This window comes from Paraburkholderia sp. BR14320, from assembly GCF_040948665.1.
GTDB lineage: Bacteria > Pseudomonadota > Gammaproteobacteria > Burkholderiales > Burkholderiaceae > Paraburkholderia > Paraburkholderia youngii.
The window spans coordinates 66,509-82,147 of record NZ_JBFPKG010000036.1 but is presented as its reverse complement, the minus strand read 5'-3'; the positions used below and the strand labels follow the sequence as shown (position 1 = coordinate 82,147).

Annotated in this window: 14 protein-coding genes, 1 tRNA gene and 2 pseudogenes; 6 read left to right on the top strand and 11 right to left on the bottom strand. The window is 63.8% G+C overall.

Translation table 11 applies throughout. The annotated features are described in order from the left end of the window. A pseudogene (locus AB3X89_RS27515) lies at nt 1-436 on the bottom strand (ABC transporter substrate-binding protein); the annotation flags it as partial. A gap of 182 nt (nt 437-618) precedes the next feature. Beyond that, the gene (locus AB3X89_RS27510; RefSeq protein WP_026228693.1) at nt 619-966 is read right to left on the bottom strand and encodes a hypothetical protein; all 348 of its coding nucleotides are present in this window, start codon (nt 964-966) and stop codon (nt 619-621) included. Between the two features lie 233 nt (nt 967-1,199). On the opposite strand from AB3X89_RS27510, the pseudogene AB3X89_RS27505 reads away from it, so the two are divergent. Further along, nucleotides 1,200-1,991: pseudogene (locus tag AB3X89_RS27505) on the top strand (porin); the annotation flags it as partial. 212 nt (nt 1,992-2,203) lie between these two features. On the opposite strand, the gene AB3X89_RS27500 reads toward AB3X89_RS27505, so the two are convergent. The 6 genes from AB3X89_RS27500 to cysS all read right to left on the bottom strand — a co-directional run bounded on the left by AB3X89_RS27500 (nt 2,204) and on the right by cysS (nt 9,318). Further along, nucleotides 2,204-2,297 (bottom strand) — tRNA-Ser (locus AB3X89_RS27500). 180 nt (nt 2,298-2,477) lie between these two features. Then, on the bottom strand, nt 2,478-3,728 hold the full coding sequence (locus AB3X89_RS27495) for an aspartate kinase (protein WP_018435472.1): 1,251 nt from the start codon (nt 3,726-3,728) through the stop codon (nt 2,478-2,480). A gap of 415 nt (nt 3,729-4,143) precedes the next feature. Continuing rightward, the gene (gene tilS, locus AB3X89_RS27490) at nt 4,144-5,616 is read right to left on the bottom strand and encodes a tRNA lysidine(34) synthetase TilS (protein WP_368586096.1); all 1,473 of its coding nucleotides are present in this window, start codon (nt 5,614-5,616) and stop codon (nt 4,144-4,146) included. Between the two features lie 53 nt (nt 5,617-5,669). Beyond that, nucleotides 5,670-6,641, bottom strand: a complete 972-nt coding sequence (locus AB3X89_RS27485; RefSeq protein WP_368586095.1) for an acetyl-CoA carboxylase carboxyltransferase subunit alpha — start codon at nt 6,639-6,641, stop codon at nt 5,670-5,672. A gap of 128 nt (nt 6,642-6,769) precedes the next feature. Then, complete coding sequence (locus AB3X89_RS27480) at nt 6,770-7,873, bottom strand: DNA-3-methyladenine glycosylase (protein ID WP_368586094.1); 1,104 nt, start codon at nt 7,871-7,873, stop codon at nt 6,770-6,772. 47 nt (nt 7,874-7,920) lie between these two features. Continuing rightward, nucleotides 7,921-9,318 carry a cysteine--tRNA ligase gene (cysS, locus tag AB3X89_RS27475; RefSeq protein ID WP_368586093.1) on the bottom strand — a complete coding sequence of 466 codons (1,398 nt, stop codon included), beginning with the start codon at nt 9,316-9,318 and terminating at the stop codon, nt 7,921-7,923. A gap of 250 nt (nt 9,319-9,568) precedes the next feature. Here cysS and AB3X89_RS27470 point away from each other — a divergent pair, with 250 nt between their 5' ends. The 4 genes from AB3X89_RS27470 to AB3X89_RS27455 all read left to right on the top strand — a co-directional run bounded on the left by AB3X89_RS27470 (nt 9,569) and on the right by AB3X89_RS27455 (nt 12,498). Then, nucleotides 9,569-10,372 (top strand): tetratricopeptide repeat protein, encoded by an 804-nt coding sequence (locus AB3X89_RS27470; RefSeq protein WP_368586092.1) that lies wholly within the window; start codon nt 9,569-9,571, stop codon nt 10,370-10,372. Between the two features lie 50 nt (nt 10,373-10,422). Continuing rightward, nucleotides 10,423-11,004, top strand: a complete 582-nt coding sequence (locus tag AB3X89_RS27465) for a peptidylprolyl isomerase (protein WP_018435468.1) — start codon at nt 10,423-10,425, stop codon at nt 11,002-11,004. Between the two features lie 138 nt (nt 11,005-11,142). Next, nucleotides 11,143-11,637 (top strand): peptidylprolyl isomerase, encoded by a 495-nt coding sequence (locus AB3X89_RS27460; protein WP_368586091.1) that lies wholly within the window; start codon nt 11,143-11,145, stop codon nt 11,635-11,637. 63 nt (nt 11,638-11,700) lie between these two features. Next, nucleotides 11,701-12,498, top strand: a complete 798-nt coding sequence (locus AB3X89_RS27455) for a UDP-2,3-diacylglucosamine diphosphatase (protein ID WP_368586090.1) — start codon at nt 11,701-11,703, stop codon at nt 12,496-12,498. 45 nt (nt 12,499-12,543) lie between these two features. On the opposite strand, the gene cysE is transcribed toward AB3X89_RS27455, so the two are convergent. From cysE to AB3X89_RS27440, 3 genes are all read right to left on the bottom strand, one after another. Then, a complete protein-coding gene (cysE, locus tag AB3X89_RS27450; protein ID WP_368586089.1) occupies nt 12,544-13,386 on the bottom strand; it encodes a serine O-acetyltransferase in 843 nt (280 codons plus the stop codon). A 258-nt stretch (nt 13,387-13,644) separates the two neighbouring features. Then, complete coding sequence (locus AB3X89_RS27445) at nt 13,645-14,475, bottom strand: RNA methyltransferase (RefSeq protein WP_368586088.1); 831 nt, start codon at nt 14,473-14,475, stop codon at nt 13,645-13,647. A 108-nt stretch (nt 14,476-14,583) separates the two neighbouring features. Further along, nucleotides 14,584-14,817, bottom strand: coding sequence for a hypothetical protein (locus AB3X89_RS27440; protein WP_368586087.1), 234 nt, complete (start codon nt 14,815-14,817; stop codon nt 14,584-14,586). Here AB3X89_RS27440 and AB3X89_RS27435 point away from each other — a divergent pair. Then, nucleotides 14,812-15,615: an inositol monophosphatase family protein gene (locus AB3X89_RS27435; RefSeq protein WP_368586086.1), complete on the top strand. Its 804-nt coding sequence runs from the start codon at nt 14,812-14,814 to the stop codon at nt 15,613-15,615. The genes AB3X89_RS27440 and AB3X89_RS27435 overlap by 6 nt on opposite strands. Nucleotides 15,616-15,639 lie beyond the last annotated feature (24 nt).

Sequence of the window (15,639 nt, the reverse complement as noted above, 5' to 3'; positions counted from 1 at the left end):
CGCGCGGATTGATGTGGAAGGTGACCGACAGTCCGTCGGGCGCGACCACGATGTTGTCGGCGAGCAGCCCGTAGGCCGACGCGACTTCGTCGCTGCTGCCGATCGTCAGGCTCTCGAACATCAATTCGAGGCCGGGCGCCGCATTGCCGCGCAGCGTGAACGGATTGAACTTGTCGAAGCTCGTCAGACGGCTCGGGTTGGCGAGCACGAGCGTGCCGCCTTTCGGCGCATTGGGATTGACGTAGTCGAAGTGTTGGAAGCCGGCCGGATATTTAGGCTCGCCGTATTGCGCGATCGCATGAGCGGCATGCGCATGCGGCGCGGCGAGCAGACTCGCGCACAGCAGCGCGACGGCGAACGCGGCGCGCAACGGTCCGTGGATCACGCTGTATCGAAGTCCCTCAGGCGTTTGAACCCGTTGCGAGCCAGTTGTCATGGAGTCGTGCTGGTAAGTGGGCAGTGGCGATGTGGGGGATTCTACCCAATTAGCTTGCGCGATCTGGCGGGCGACTGCGACGAAATGCATCGACTGTCGATGCTTCAGCCCAAAAAACGAAAACCGCCCTCGAAGGGCGGTTTCGGTGTCGCTGCGGCCAGTTAGCGCGCCGCGGTGCCGGCTCAGTGCCAGCCGCGATGCTGGTCGTAGTGACCGTGACGATAGTCGCCGTGGCCCGGCGGATGGTGGCGATACCAGTCGTCGCGCGCCCAGTAGCGATGGCCGTCCCAGTAACGGTCGCCATGCCAGCCGATCACGATCTGCGGACCGCCGTAGTACACCGGAGCCGGCTGGTAGACCACGGGAGGCGGCGGCGGAGGCGGCGGTGCGTAGACCGGCGCCGGTGCGACGTAGACCGGCGCGGGAATGCCGATATTGACCCCGACGTTGAGCCCCGCGGCCATCGCGGCACCCGATGCAGCCAACGTCAACACCCCGAGCATAAGTGGAACAAGACGAGCGGACTTCATTGATCACCTTTGTACGAACATGTTTTGTTGGCGGAAATATAACGCAAGGCAGCAACGCGCGTATTTCAACTTTGTAATAACTGATGCTGAAAATCGCCTCAACGGCGCGGCGTAATGTCTGGTTACATGCGCTATGCGGCGGTGAAAAAGCGCCGTCGGCGGGCCCGGGGGCTGCTGGTCTGGCGGGTCTGCCGCAAACGAACATTTCATTTTCGAAAGAACATTCATGCAGCGGCACGAAGGCGATCTTCCGGCTCCAGAGCGGCTTCAATTCGCTGAGCGGCGCGCAAAGCACCGCGGGCTACCTGTCCAACCGCCAGGCCGACGTCGGCCTCGCGAACGACCGCTAAGGCACCGTGACGCCAGTACACGCCCTACTTCCAGGTAGTCGGCGCACTCGGACCGACCGGCGTGCTGACCGGCGCGACCGGCGCGCACCCCTGGCGATCTCGACGCCCTCGACACGACACTGCGCTCAATAATTCGGTTACCTATCTATCACCGACGATCGCGGGTCTGCGGGCAACTGCGCAGTCCGGTCTCAGCGGCGTTCACGGCAGCGTTGCGAACGGCAGCCTGTTCAGCGGTGCACTGCCGCTACACGTGGCACGATCTGATGTTGGGCCTCAACTACTCTAATGTGCAGGACGCACCGGGCCACGGCTCGCTGTTCTTCGACAAGGCGGTATTCAACACTTTACGGCGCGTTCGCGACGTACCGGCTCACGCCGAGCGTGACCGTCGACGGCGGCTATAGCTTCATGCAGGCAAGCGAGACAAATCGCATCATCGACCCGGCGCACTATCATCAAATCTCACTCGAACAGACCTATAACCTGTCGGCGCGCACCAAGCTGTACGCGCTCGAGGCCTATCAACATGCAAGCGGCAGATCGCTGATCGCGTCGGGCAGCGGCGTGACCGCCGCCGACGCGCTCGCGGTGGTCGGCGACTCGCAGAACACGACGCCGTCGTCGTGCCAGTCTCTGTTCGTCGGTACGGTGGGGTTGCGGCAGGCGTTCTAAGCGGCGCGCGTTCAGAGAGACAGCAGTGATCAGGATGCCTGCATAACAGGACAATCCCGTCGACATCACTGCGTGGCGCCGCCGATTCAATGCAAGCAACAACTCACCTCGTCGCCGCGCAAAGCTTGGGCAGTGAGAGAAAACGAAACGACGGTCGCCGAAAAACAAAAACCCCGCAGAGCCTAGACTCTGCGGGGTTTCGCCACCATTGCTGGCGGAGACGGAGGGATTCGAACCCTCGATCCAGGTTTTGGCCCAGATGCTCCCTTAGCAGGGGAGTGCCTTCGACCTCTCGGCCACGTCTCCCAAACTTTCTGTCGCACAGGGAGTCAGTGCGACGAAGCCAAGATAATAGCGGGCCGGGCCGATAAGGTCAATGTCTTGCGAACATTTTTTGTGCCAACGACGCGTCCCGCGACGCAAATCGTTCACATGAACGCCACAAAACAAACGGGGCGCTCTAGAGCGCCCCGTTTTTTCCGCCATTTATGCCTGATCGAGTTCGAAGGCCTTATGCAGCGCGCGCACTGCGAGCTCCATGTACTTTTCGTCGATCAACACCGAAATCTTGATTTCAGAGGTCGAGATCATCTGAATGTTGATGCCCTCTTCCGACAGCGTGCGGAACATCTTGCTCGCGATGCCGACGTGCGAGCGCATCCCAACGCCGACCACCGACACCTTCGACACCTTCGGGTCGCCCAGCACCTGCTCGGCCTGCACGTGGGCCTTCACCGTGCCGGTGAGGATTTCCATTGCGCGCGCATAGTCGCCGCGGCCAACCGTGAACGTGAACGCCGTCTTGCCCTCGACGCTCTGGTTCTGAATGATCATGTCGACGTCGATATTCGCGTCCGCCACCGGGCCGAGAATCTGATACGCGATGCCCGGCTTGTCGGGCACGCCCATCACGGCGATACGAGCTTCGTCGCGCTGGAACGCGATGCCCGAGATGACTGCTTTTTCCATGGTCTCGTCTTCTTCAAAAGTAATCAGGGTGCCCGACTTCATTTCGTCGTCGAGCGGCATCAGCGGATCGGTCAGGCTCGACAGCACGCGCGTCTTCACCTGATATTTGCCGGCGAATTCCACCGAGCGGATCTGCAGCACCTTCGAACCCAGGCTGGCCATTTCCAGCATTTCTTCGAACGTCACGCGGTCGAGCCGGCGCGCTTCTTCAACGACGCGCGGGTCCGTCGTGTACACACCGTCGACGTCCGTGTAGATCAGGCACTCGTCGGCCTTCAGCGCAGCCGCGACCGCGACCGCCGAAGTGTCCGAGCCACCGCGACCGAGCGTCGTGATGTGGCCGTCGGGGTCGATGCCCTGGAAGCCGGTGATCACGACCACCCTACCGGCCGCGAGGTCTTGCTTGACGCGCTCGCCGTCGATGTCGCTGATGCGCGCTTTCGTGAACGCGCTATCGGTTTTGACCGGCACCTGCCAGCCTGCGTAGCTGACCGCTTCGACGCCGGCTTCCTGCAGCGCGATCGCGAGCAGACCCGAGCTCACCTGCTCGCCGGTGGCGGCGATCATGTCGAGTTCACGCGGGCTCGGTTGAGTCGTGATTTCTTTCGCGAGGCCAAGCAGGCGATTGGTTTCGCCGGACATTGCCGAGGGCACGACGACCATCTGGTGGCCGGCCTTGTGCCATTTCGCGACGCGCTTGGCGACGTTCTTGATGCGCTCGACCGAGCCCATCGAGGTGCCGCCGTATTTGTGTACGATGAGTGCCATTGTCGTTCTGAACTGGAAGATAAACCGCGCTGGCGCGCTGGAGACGACCGCACAGAAAGCACAGGGGCGCAACGTCTCGTGAACGGCGGCAAAGTGTGTGGCGGCGTAGATGCAGCACGCGTGCAGCACGCGCGGATTTGCCCGGGATGAAATCGCAAATGGCTGATCGGATTTGAACGGCGACGACGGATCACGCACGCCTGCCGGCACTAACGACCGATAGCGACAAAAGCGACGGCGAAATCGGGTCGGGCAAACAAGCTAAAGTACATGATTAGGCGCAAAAAGACAAGACGCAGAGAGCGTTCAAATGCGTCAAATCAGCCCCGCAATGGCCTGTTTTATCGTTGATTTGCGCCCTATTTCACTATTTCGACATGCGCACGCGCGGCATGCGCGACTGCCCGACCGGCACTCAGGCGATCAGCAGATCTTCGCGCCATGCGATTTTCACGCGCGGTTCGTGCTCGGATGCGTCGCGCACCGTCCCACGATTCACGCCGATCAGCGGCACGAACAGCAGTTCATCGCCGACGTAAAGCAATGGCACGTCGCGCTTCCATGCGGGAATGCCGCGCTCCTGAAACATGTTCTTCAGCGTGCGGCTCGGCGCATTCGACGCACCGACGCGCACGCGTTCGCCGCCGCGGCGCGCCCGCACGCTTAGCGAAGCGCGTTGCAGGACGCCGACGGGAACGGTATCCGATGCTTCGTCATGTGGCGCTTCGGGCGATGCGTCTGCGACGTCGGAGCCAGCGGCTGCATCCACCAGCGCGAACACGAACGTGCCGCGCCATTGCGGCAGATGCCAGACCTCTTGCCCCTGCCACGCGAGTTCGCTGATCTCGCGCTCCACGAGCGCGGTTTCGTCGGCGGGCTCGCTGCTGTCGCCGGCCTCCCAGTAGACGAGGCCGCGATAGCTGCGCAACGCATGCCCCGCATGATCGATACGCAGACGATGTCCGTCCCGCCCCGCACCGACTTCGCGCAACTGCCGCAGCGCATCCGCGACACGTGCGCTCGATGCGGCGATGAAGCCGAGCGTACGCATCCAGTAGCGCAGCAGATTCAACGCGCGATCGTCGTCGAGGGCGAGCAGCACGTCGTGCGCGAGCGCGCGTCCGTCATCGCGCAACGCGCTCTCCATGTCCGCGCGTGCGAGCGTATCGAGCAAGCGCTGCGCGGATGCCGCATGCGCGGCCGTGCGCGCGAGCGCATCGCGAAAGCCCGGAAAGTGCACCGCGAGGACCGGCATCACCTGATGACGCAATGCGTTGCGCGCGTACCGCATGTCCGCATTCGATTCGTCGTCGATCCAGCGCAGCTTTCGCGCGCTCGCATAGCGTTCGAGTTGCGCGCGCAGCAGATGCAGAAGCGGCCGCATACGTGTCGTCGACGCACCCGTCGGCAGCGAGCCGGGCGCCATCGCCGCGAGCCCCGCGAGACCCGCGCCGCGCAGCAGTTGCAGCAGCACGGTCTCGGCCTGATCGTCCGCATGCTGCGCGAGCCATAGCGCGCTGATGTCGTGCGCTGCGCACATCGCGTCGAGCGCGCGATAACGCGCGTCGCGTGCCGCGGCCTCGATGCTCACGCCCGGCCCGCGCGAAACGTCCACGCGTCGCGCGTCGAATTCCACGCCACGTTCGCGCGCGAATGCCTCGCAATGCGCGAGCCACGCATCGGCATTTGGACTCAAACCATGGTGCACATGCAGCGCGACACAACGCGACGCACCCGCGACGCGCACCGCCCCATCGAGCAGCACGCTGGAATCAACCCCGCCGCTGAATGCGAGCGCAATCCGCGCGTTCGGATCGAGCCCGGACAGCGCCGCGCCGAGCGCCTCGATCACGAGGCGCTCGGCGGATGAGTCGGCGGTGGTGGTCACGTCGTTAGCGCGGAAAGCGCCGGTGGACGATAGAGACAGGTCAACGCGCGGGCTTATGCGCCCGGCGTCGTTTCCTTGAATTTGCCGTACGCCATCAGCCGTTCGAAACGGCGTTCGCGCAGGTCGTTGGTGCTCATACCCTGGAACTGTCGCAGCGAATCGGCGAGCGCACGGCGCAGCATCGCGGCCATGCCCTTCGGATCGCGATGCGCGCCGCCGAGCGGCTCGTTGACGATCTTGTCGATCAGACCGAGCGCCTTCAGGCGATGCGCGGTCAAGCCGAGCGCTTCCGCTGCTTCCGGCGCCTTTGCGGCACTTTTCCACAGAATCGACGCGCAACCCTCCGGCGAAATCACCGAGTAGGTCGAGAACTGCAGCATCAGCACGCTGTCGGCCACTGCGATCGCGAGCGCGCCGCCCGAGCCGCCCTCGCCGATGATCGTCGCAATCACCGGCGTCTTCAGCTCGGCCATCACGTATAGATTGCGGCCGATCGCTTCGGACTGGCCGCGCTCTTCCGCGCCGATGCCGGGGTACGCGCCCGGCGTGTCGATGAACGTGAAGATCGGCAGGCCAAACTTCTCGGCGAGACGCATCAGACGCTCGGCCTTACGATAGCCTTCCGGACGCGGCATGCCGAAGTTGCGCAGCGCGCGCTCCTTGGTGTCGCGGCCCTTCTGATGACCGATCACCATGCACGCCTGACCGTTGAACCGCGCGAGACCGCCGACGATCGACAGATCGTCCGCGAAGCTGCGGTCGCCATGCAGTTCATGGAAGTCGGTGAACAGCTCGCTCACGTAGTCGAACGTGTACGGACGCTGCGGATGACGGGCGATTTGCGAAACCTGCCAAGGTGTGAGGTTCGCATACAGATCTTTGGTGAGCTGCTGGCTCTTCTTGGACAGCCGCTCGATCTCTTCCGAAATATCGACGGCCGAGTCGTCCTGCACGAAGCGCAATTCTTCGATCTTCGCTTCGAGTTCAGCGATCGGCTGTTCGAAATCCAGAAACGTGGTCTTCATTGGTTGTAATCCTTGGACTTACCGGGCAGCGCGTATTCTAACCGCGCGAGCCGATGTCAAAACCATTTCTCAACTATCGACATGATATACACGATAGCCTTTGAAGCGGCTTCGCTTCCTGTTCTTCTTCAGTAGTCGACCGGCAACGGATCGAGACTACGCCACATGTACCAGGTCGCCACGGTGCGCCACGGCTCCCAGTTCGCGGCAACCTCGCGCGCTTCGCTGCGCGTGACGGGTTCGCCGCTGAAATAGTTGACGCTGATCGCGCGGATCAGGCCGAGGTCGTCGAGCGGCAGGACGTCGGGACGCGACAGGTTGAAGATCAGGAACATCTCCGCGGTCCAGCGGCCGATGCCGCGAATCTGCGTGAGTTCGGCGATCACCGCCTCGTCGTCCATCGACGTCCATTTGCCAACATGCAATGCGCCCGACACGAAATGCCGCGCGAGATCGAGCACGTACTCGGCCTTGCGTTTCGACAGACCGCACGCGGTCAGCTTCTCGAGACCAAGCTTGATGAACTGCTGCGGCACGAGCTTCGGACACGCGGCTTCGACCTTCGCCCACACCGCCTGCGCCGACGCGACCGAAATCTGCTGACCGACCACCGAGCGCGCAAGCGTGACGAACGGATCGCCACGACTCAGCAGATGCACGGGGCCGAACTTCGGAATCAGCTTTTTCAGAATGCGATCGCGCTTGACGAGGTCCGCACACGCCTTATCCCAATACGCGGGACGCGTGACCTCAGGCGCGAGGCCGCCGATCTGCACCGGCACCGCGACTTCGTTCGCGAGCGATGCGACACCGGCCGCTTCGCCGCCGGCGCTGACCGTGCTCGCCGAGGCGGCCGACACACGCGTCTTGCGCACGACTTCGCCTGCGTTGGTATCGCGTGCGAGTTCCTGCACGTCTCCGGCCAGTTCGGCCGGCACTGCGCCATTGCCCTTCGTCGGCGAGGCCGTTTTCGCGCGCTTCGCGGCCGGCGCGTGCGCGGCTTCAGTGCCCGCGCCGCCCGCACCATTAAGCGAGCGTTTGACCGCGCTCTTCTTTGCCGCGGCCGAGCCGGCTTTCGCCGCCCCGCCCGCTTTCGATGACGCTCTGTCTATCGCGCCATCTCCCGCGCGAGTCGACGCACGCGTCGACTTGGCTGCGGCTGCCGATGCTGCGGTAGCCGCACTGGTTTGAGACGCCGCGCGTTTAGCCGGCGTCTTCGTGGCCGTTGCCATCCTGCCTCCTGCCTGGCGAGTCGTTCAGAGGGAAGTACGAGGTGCGCTCACACGCGCCGCCACTCGGTCAACCCGCCGGGTTTGTCTTCAAGGGCAACGCCGGCCTCGAGCAATTCAGCCCGGATCCGGTCTGCTGCCGCATAGTCCTTTGCCTGCTTGGCGGCGATGCGCGCGGCGATCTTCGCTTCGATCGCGGCGGGCTCGAGCGCGCCTTCGGCTGCAGCACCCGCTGCCTGCTGCAGGTATGCACGCGGTTCGCGTCCAAGCAGCCCGAGCACCGCGCCAAGCGCGCGCAATTGACGGGCCAGCGCTGGGTCGCGCGTGCGATTCACTTCAGTGGCCAGTTCGAACAGCACCGATACCGCCACCGGCGTGTTGAAGTCGTCGTTCATCGCTGCCTGGAAACGCTGCGCGTACGCTTCGTTCCAGTCGAGCGCGGCATTATCGGGTGTCACGTCTTTCAACGCCGTGTATAAACGCGCGAGCGCATTGCGCGCGTCGTCGATATGCACGTCGCTGTAGTTCAGCGGCGAGCGGTAATGTGCGCGAGCGATGAAGAAACGCACCACCTCTGCATCGTACTGCGCGAGCACTTCGCGAATCGTAAAAAAATTGTTCAACGACTTCGACATCTTCTCATTGTCGATCTGTACGTAGCCGTTGTGCATCCAATAATTGACGAATGTTTGTCCGGTCGCGGCCTCGCTTTGCGCGATCTCGTTTTCGTGGTGCGGAAACTGCAGATCCTGACCACCACCGTGAATGTCGAACTGTTCGCCGAGCAGCGTGCAGCCCATCGCCGAGCACTCGATGTGCCAGCCGGGACGACCGCGCCCGTACTTCGAATCCCAGCCGGTGTCGGCCGGTTCATCGGGCTTCGCCTGCTTCCACAGCACGAAGTCGAGCGGGTCCTGTTTCGCGTCGTTGGCCGCGACACGTTCGCCCGCGCGCAGGTCTTCGAGCGACTTGCCCGACAGCTTGCCGTAGCCTGCGAATTTGCGTACCGCGTAGTTGACGTCGCCGTCGCTCGCCTGGTACGCGTAGCCGTTTTTCTCGAGTGCCTCGATCATGCCGAGCATCTGCGGAATGAAGTCGGTCGCGCGCGGCTCGATGTCCGGACGCTCGATGCCGAGCGCGTCCGCGTCTTCATGCAGCGCGGCGATGAAGCGATCAGTCAGCGATTTGATAGTTTCACCGTTCTCGACTGCACGCTTGATGATCTTGTCGTCGATATCGGTAATGTTGCGCACGTAGGTCACGTTGTACCCGAGCGCGCGCAACCAGCGCTGCACGATGTCGAACACGACCATCACCCGCGCATGACCGACGTGACAATAGTCGTACACGGTCATCCCGCAGACGTACATCCGCACGACACCTTCGCGCAGCGGCACGAAAGTCTGTTTGTCACGCGCGAGCGTGTTGTAGATGCGCAGAGATTCCATAGAGAGCGGTGCGTGGGCCGAAAGAAGTCCGCATTGTGCTTCATGCGCGTCGCGACCCGCGAAACCAACAGGACAACGGGTGCGTCGCATACAGCTTAAACCGGCGCACCTCGTGCGGCGATCAGGCTGCAGACGATACTGCGAACCGGGCGGAGACGGCCACGAGTGGCGAAAAGACAGTCGGCGGTTCGACGGAACGCGCAGACCTTTTGTTAGAATGGCTCGGAGTATAACATCCAGACCTGAGCCTATGAAACACTCCAGCGGCCGCGCGCGCAGCGCTGCGACCCTCGCCGCGATTGCGTTTGGCGACGTTGTCGGCGGCGTTGTTGGCGGCGTTACTTTCGAAGCGGCGCGCGCCCTCGCGTGGCGAATCACCGTCGTTGCCGCGCTTGCCGCGGTGCCGGTTGCGAGCGCTTATGCGCAGAAGGCGGCGGTGATGCCGCAAGGCCCCGCCGTGCGTGACAACACGCCCGAAATCGACGCGTCGATCGCGCAGAAAAACTGGCAAGCCGCGCTGACCCAACTCGATGCGCGCGTCGCCGCGAACCCGCGCGACGCACAAGCGAAATTCAAACGCGCAAACGTGCTCGTGCATCTGAATCGCGACGACGAAGCGATCACCGCGTTCACCGAACTCACGCAGTTGTATCCCGAGTTGCCCGAACCGTACAACAACCTCGCCACGCTGTTCGCGAGACAAGGCCGCCTGACCGAAGCGCGCGCCGCGCTCGAGATGGCCACCCAGGTCAATCCGAACTACGGTCTCGCGTTCGAGAACCTCGGCGACCTCTATCTGCGCCTCGCCGATGCCGCGTACCGTCGCGCGGAAAGCCTCGGCAAGGCTAGCCCGAGGACCGCGCAGCGTCTCGCGGACATCCAGAAGGTCGTGTCGCCCGCTGTGCCCGCTGCCGCGGCGTCGCAGCCCGCTGCCGAGCAGACGACCGGGCCCGCCGCGCACCCCACGTCGAACATTACCGACAGCCCGAGCTTCCAGTTCGGCGGCCCGAACGGCTCGCTCGCCATGCCGCCGTACATGGCGCCGTCGCGCTGAGCGCCGGGCTCTTTGCCTGCCGCACGTTTTCTCCAACCCCGAGGATTTTCATGAAATGGTTGATGTTGGCGCTCGGCAGCGCCGCCCTGATCGCAAACGCACCCGCCTTTGCGCAGTCCGGTTCGCAGGCCGCTCATCCTTCCGTGCTGTTGAAGACGTCGGAGGGTGACATCCGCGTCGAGCTGTATCCCGAAAAGGCGCCAAAGACGGTCGCGAACTTTCTCGACTACGTGAAAGCCGGCCAATATAGCGGCACGATCTTTCATCGCGTGATTCCGGGCTTCATGATCCAGGGCGGCGGCTATACGCAGAGCTTCGCCGAGAAGCCGACGCGCGCGCCGATCCCGCTCGAAAGCCGCAACGGTCTGAAGAACACCGCCGGCACGATCGCGATGGCACGCACCAGCGACCCGAACTCCGCCACCGCGCAGTTCTTCATCAACACGGTGGACAATGCCAATCTCGACTACCCGAATCCGGACGGCAACGGCTACGCGGTGTTCGGCAAGGTCACGAGCGGCATGGACGTCGTGAAGCGCATCGAAGCCACGCCCACCACCACGCGCGGCCCGATGAGCGATGTACCGCAGAAACCGGTCGTGATCCAGTCGGCGACGGTGGTGAGCAAATAACAACGAACGGGCGGGCGCACGAGCAAGCGAATCCGCGCGGCCGAAGCCCGGCCCCAACCAACGCCCCGGCGCGGCCTGTCGTCAACGCATGACGACGCGACGCGCCTTTTATCCACCTGTTCATCAAAGGATTCCATCATGGTTGAACTGCATACGAACCACGGCGTCATCAAACTCGAACTGAACGCCGAAAAGGCGCCGAAGTCGGTCGAGAACTTCCTGAACTACGTGAAGGCCGGCCACTACGACAACACGGTGTTTCACCGCGTGATCGACGGCTTCATGATCCAGGGCGGCGGCTTCGAACCCGGCATGAAGCAGAAGCCGACGGCCGAGCCGATCAACAACGAGGCGAACAACGGTCTGAAGAACGAGAACGGCTCGATCGCGATGGCACGTACCAACGACCCGCATTCGGCGACCGCGCAGTTCTTCATCAACGTGAACGACAACGACTTCCTGAACCACTCGTCGCCGACGCCGCAAGGCTGGGGCTACGCGGTGTTCGGCAAGGTCGTCGAAGGCATGGACGTGGTCGAGAAGATCAAGAAGGTCAAGACAGGCTCGAAGGGCTTCCATCAGGACGTGCCGGTCGATGACGTCGTGATCGAAAAGGCTGTCGTCGTCGGCTAAGCCGTGAGTGAGTCGCGCCCCATGCGGGCGTCGACTCGTTTGAACTGACATCAGGCACCTTCAATGCTGCAAGAGACGCCGCTGCGAAGCGTCGCCGCGGGCGTGCCAGGCGAGGGCCCACACCCGCACGCCGCGCGCCCTTTTTTCTTCCTCTCCGATCTGCATCTGAGCGAGGCGATTCCGCGCACGGTCGCCGCGTTCGAGCACTTCATCCGCGTGAACGCTGAAGCGGCCGACTCGGTCTTCATCCTCGGCGACCTGTTCGAATACTGGGTCGGAGACGACATGCTGGGCGAGCCGTTCGTCGCCCGTATTGCGGCGCTGCTGCACACGCTGTCCGAGCGCGGTATCGCGCTCTACATCATGCACGGTAATCGCGACTTTCTGCTGGGCAAGCGCTTCATGAAAGCTGCCGGTGCGATCTGGCTGCCCGATCCATTCGTGATCACCGCGTTCGGCACGCGCATTGCGCTCGCCCATGGCGATGGGCTGTGCACCGCGGATCGCGGCTATCAGTTGTTCAGGTGCTTCGCGCGCAATCGACTCGCGCAGACACTGTTTCTCGCGTGGCCGTTTCGCTGGCGTCGCAAGCTCGCCGAGAACATGCGCTCGAAGAGCGAGCACGGCCGCACGCGGCCAATGTCGATCAAGTATGACGTGACCCCGCGCGGCGTCGCCACGCTGTTCAGGAAATCGAAGACCGCGACGATCATTCACGGGCATACCCATCTGCCCGCGCGGCATCGCGAGCCGGGCGGCACGCGTTGGGTTCTGCCGGACTGGGATCTCGATCACGGCGAGCGCCGTGGCGGCTATCTGAAGATCGATGCCGACGGGATTCGGGCGTTGCCGCTGGATTGAACCGGTAAGTACGGCGTGCGCTTCGCGCTGTCGAAGCGCCGATATCTAGCGCTCCGCCGCCACCCCTTCCACCTTCCCCGCGATCGCCGCCGATAGACGCCGCAAGTCGAGCAACGCCGCGTCCGCGCCTTGCAGCCCTTCGAGGCTGCTGCCGAGCCGCTCGAGCGCATCGACGATTTCATCGATACGCCGCGCCTGGGTAGCCGCATGATCGATCAGACCGTGAATCGCGAGCGAAACAGGATCGTCCGCGTTGGGCGTAATGCCGTATGCGCAGAACGCGCTGATTTCGCCGCCACGCTTCGCGTCGCGCGCGGCGTTGTTTGCATTCGCGTTCGCACCGTTGGCGCCGTTCGCGTCCGCGGCGACCGACGCCGGCACGATGATGCGCGCCGGATTGCCGACCGCCGTGCCACGCGCGGGCACCGGCTTTGTCACCACGGCGTTCGATCCGATCTTCGCGTCCGCGCCGATCGTGAAACTGCCGAGCACTTTCGCGCCCGCACCGACGATTACGCCACGCTCGAGCGTCGGATGCCGCTTCGCGCCGCGAGTGAGCGACGTACCACCGAGTGTCACACCTTGGTAGATCGTGCAGTCGTCGCCGATCTGCGCGGTCTCGCCGATCACGACGCCCATGCCGTGATCGATGAACACGCGCCGCCCGACGGTCGCGCCCGGATGGATCTCGATACCGGTCATGAAGCGCGCCATCTGCGACACGAAACGCGCGAGCCAACGGCGCTTTGCGCGCCAACACGCGTGCGCGATCCGATGCAGCATGAGCGCGTGCAGTCCCGGATAACACGTGAGCACTTCCCATGCGCTGCGGGCGGCGGGATCGCGCTCGCGGATCGTGGCGATATCTTCGCGAAGTCTCGTGAACATGGCAGGGACTGTGTTGTTTTGGGGGAAAAACCGTCTGTGTGAGCGGGTCCGCGCGCTTTGCGCTTGCGCAGGCCTCTGCATTTCGCGCCACACGTGACGGCATGGCTGCCGCTTAGCACGGCGGCAGCTTTGTTTCTAACGTTTCGTGGATTGTAGGGCGATTGCGCGAAACCTGCCGGAAGTCCCCGTCACCGGCAAGGTTGTCGAAAGATGAACGCGGCGCGACAGGTGCGCCGCGACGGGATCGTCAACGGGCCGTCAGCCGGTCCGCCCGGTCTTGAGCAGGATGTGCTTGGCGATGCCGCGCACGATGTTGACCTCTTCGCGCTCGAGGCCCGAGCGCGCGAAGAGCCGCCGCAGCCGTGACATCAGCTTCTTCGGATTGGCCGGATCGAGAAACTCGAGCGCGACCAGTGCGCTTTCCAGATGCGCGAACATGCTCTCGATCTCGTCGCTGGCTGCCATCTGCGCGCGCGTACCGGCGGATTCGGCCGGCGCCATGCGTGCCCCTGCGGCGGGCGCATCGTCGGTCGCTTCATCGGCGCCGAGATACGCGGTGCGCAGCTCGTAGGCGAGCACCTGCACCGCCTGCGCGAGATTGAGCGAGCTGTAGGCAGGATTGGCCGGAATATGCGCGAGCGCGCTGCATCGCTCGACGTCCTCGTTCGACAAGCCCGTGCGCTCATTGCCGAACACCAGCGCGATCTCGCCGTGCATCGCCTCGGCGTGCGCGGCGGCGGCAGCCGCACGCGGTGTCCATTGCGGCGGACCGTATTCGCGCAGCCGCGCGGTCAGCGCGATCGACCAGTGCACGCCGGTCAGCGCATCGGCCAGCGACGGCACCACGTGCACGGAGGCGAGCACGTCGTCGGCGCCGCTCGCCATCGCGATCGCTTCGGGATCGTTCTGCACGTTCGGCACGCGCGGCGATACGAGCACGAGCCGCGAAAAGCCCATGGTTTTCAGCGCGCGCGCCGCGGCGCCGACATTGCCCGGATGGCTGGGCTCGACCAGCACGAAACGCGTCGACGTGAAGCCGCCGCGCAAATCGGCCACGGCGGGGTCGGAGGAATGGTGGGTGTGATCCACGATGAAACTCGGCTGGCTAGAACTCAAGACGCGTATGGTAGCGCCAACGGGCGTCCGTGCGGCACATCGGCTCTACGTTAGCGAGCACCTGCGCGAGGGCGGCCGGACTCAGGTAAAATACCGCTTTTCGCGTCCGGCGCCGACGTTTGCTAAAGCCTTCGTCGAACCGGCCGCACCGTTCTTATTCAATTCGTCTCCGTCGACGGAATGCGCTCCGGTTGGATAGCCGGGCGGCCGTTCCGTACTGTTTTTTGCGTCGTTGCGGCGCCCGTTAGCGCAGGTTTCGCGCTTATTTACCGGCCGGCAGCCGTGCTGCCCCGGCACAAGGATCAGTTTATGCATCCCATGCTCAATATCGCTGTGAAGGCCGCGCGCCGCGCAGCTCAGATCATCAACCGCGCATCGCTCGATCTCGACCTGATTCAGGTCAGCAAAAAGCAGCACAACGATTTCGTCACGGAGGTCGACAAAGCGTCCGAAGCAGCGATCATCGAAACGCTGAAGACCGCTTATCCCGATCACGCCATCCTCGCCGAAGAATCGGGCAAGTCGAACGACAATTCCGAATACCAGTGGATCATCGATCCGCTCGACGGCACCACCAACTTTATCCACGGCTTCCCCTACTACTGCGTGTCGATCGCGCTCGCGCACAAGGGCATCGTCACGCAGGCCGTCGTCTACGACCCGAACCGCAACGATCTGTTTACCGCATCGCGCGGCCGTGGCGCGTTCCTCAACGATCGCCGCATCCGCGTCGCCAAGCGTGACCGCCTCGCCGACTGCCTGATCGGCACCGGCTTTCCGTTCCGCGCGCAGGACAGCATCGAATCGTACGGCCGTCAGTTCGCCGAGATGACCGAAGCCTGCGCGGGCTTGCGCCGTCCGGGCGCCGCCGCGCTCGATCTGGCCAACGTCGCGGCCGGCCGCATGGACGGCTTCTTCGAGCAGGGCCTGAACGCATGGGACGTCGCGGCGGCCAGCCTGCTGATCACCGAAGCCGGCGGTCTGGTCGGCAACTACACTGGTGATTCGGATTTCCTGCACGTCGGCGAAGTCGTCGCGGGCAACCCGAAGGTCTACGCGCAGATGATTCCGATCCTGTCGCGCTATAGCCGCACACGTCAGCAGTCGGCGTAAGGTGCACCGCCGCGGCGGAACCGC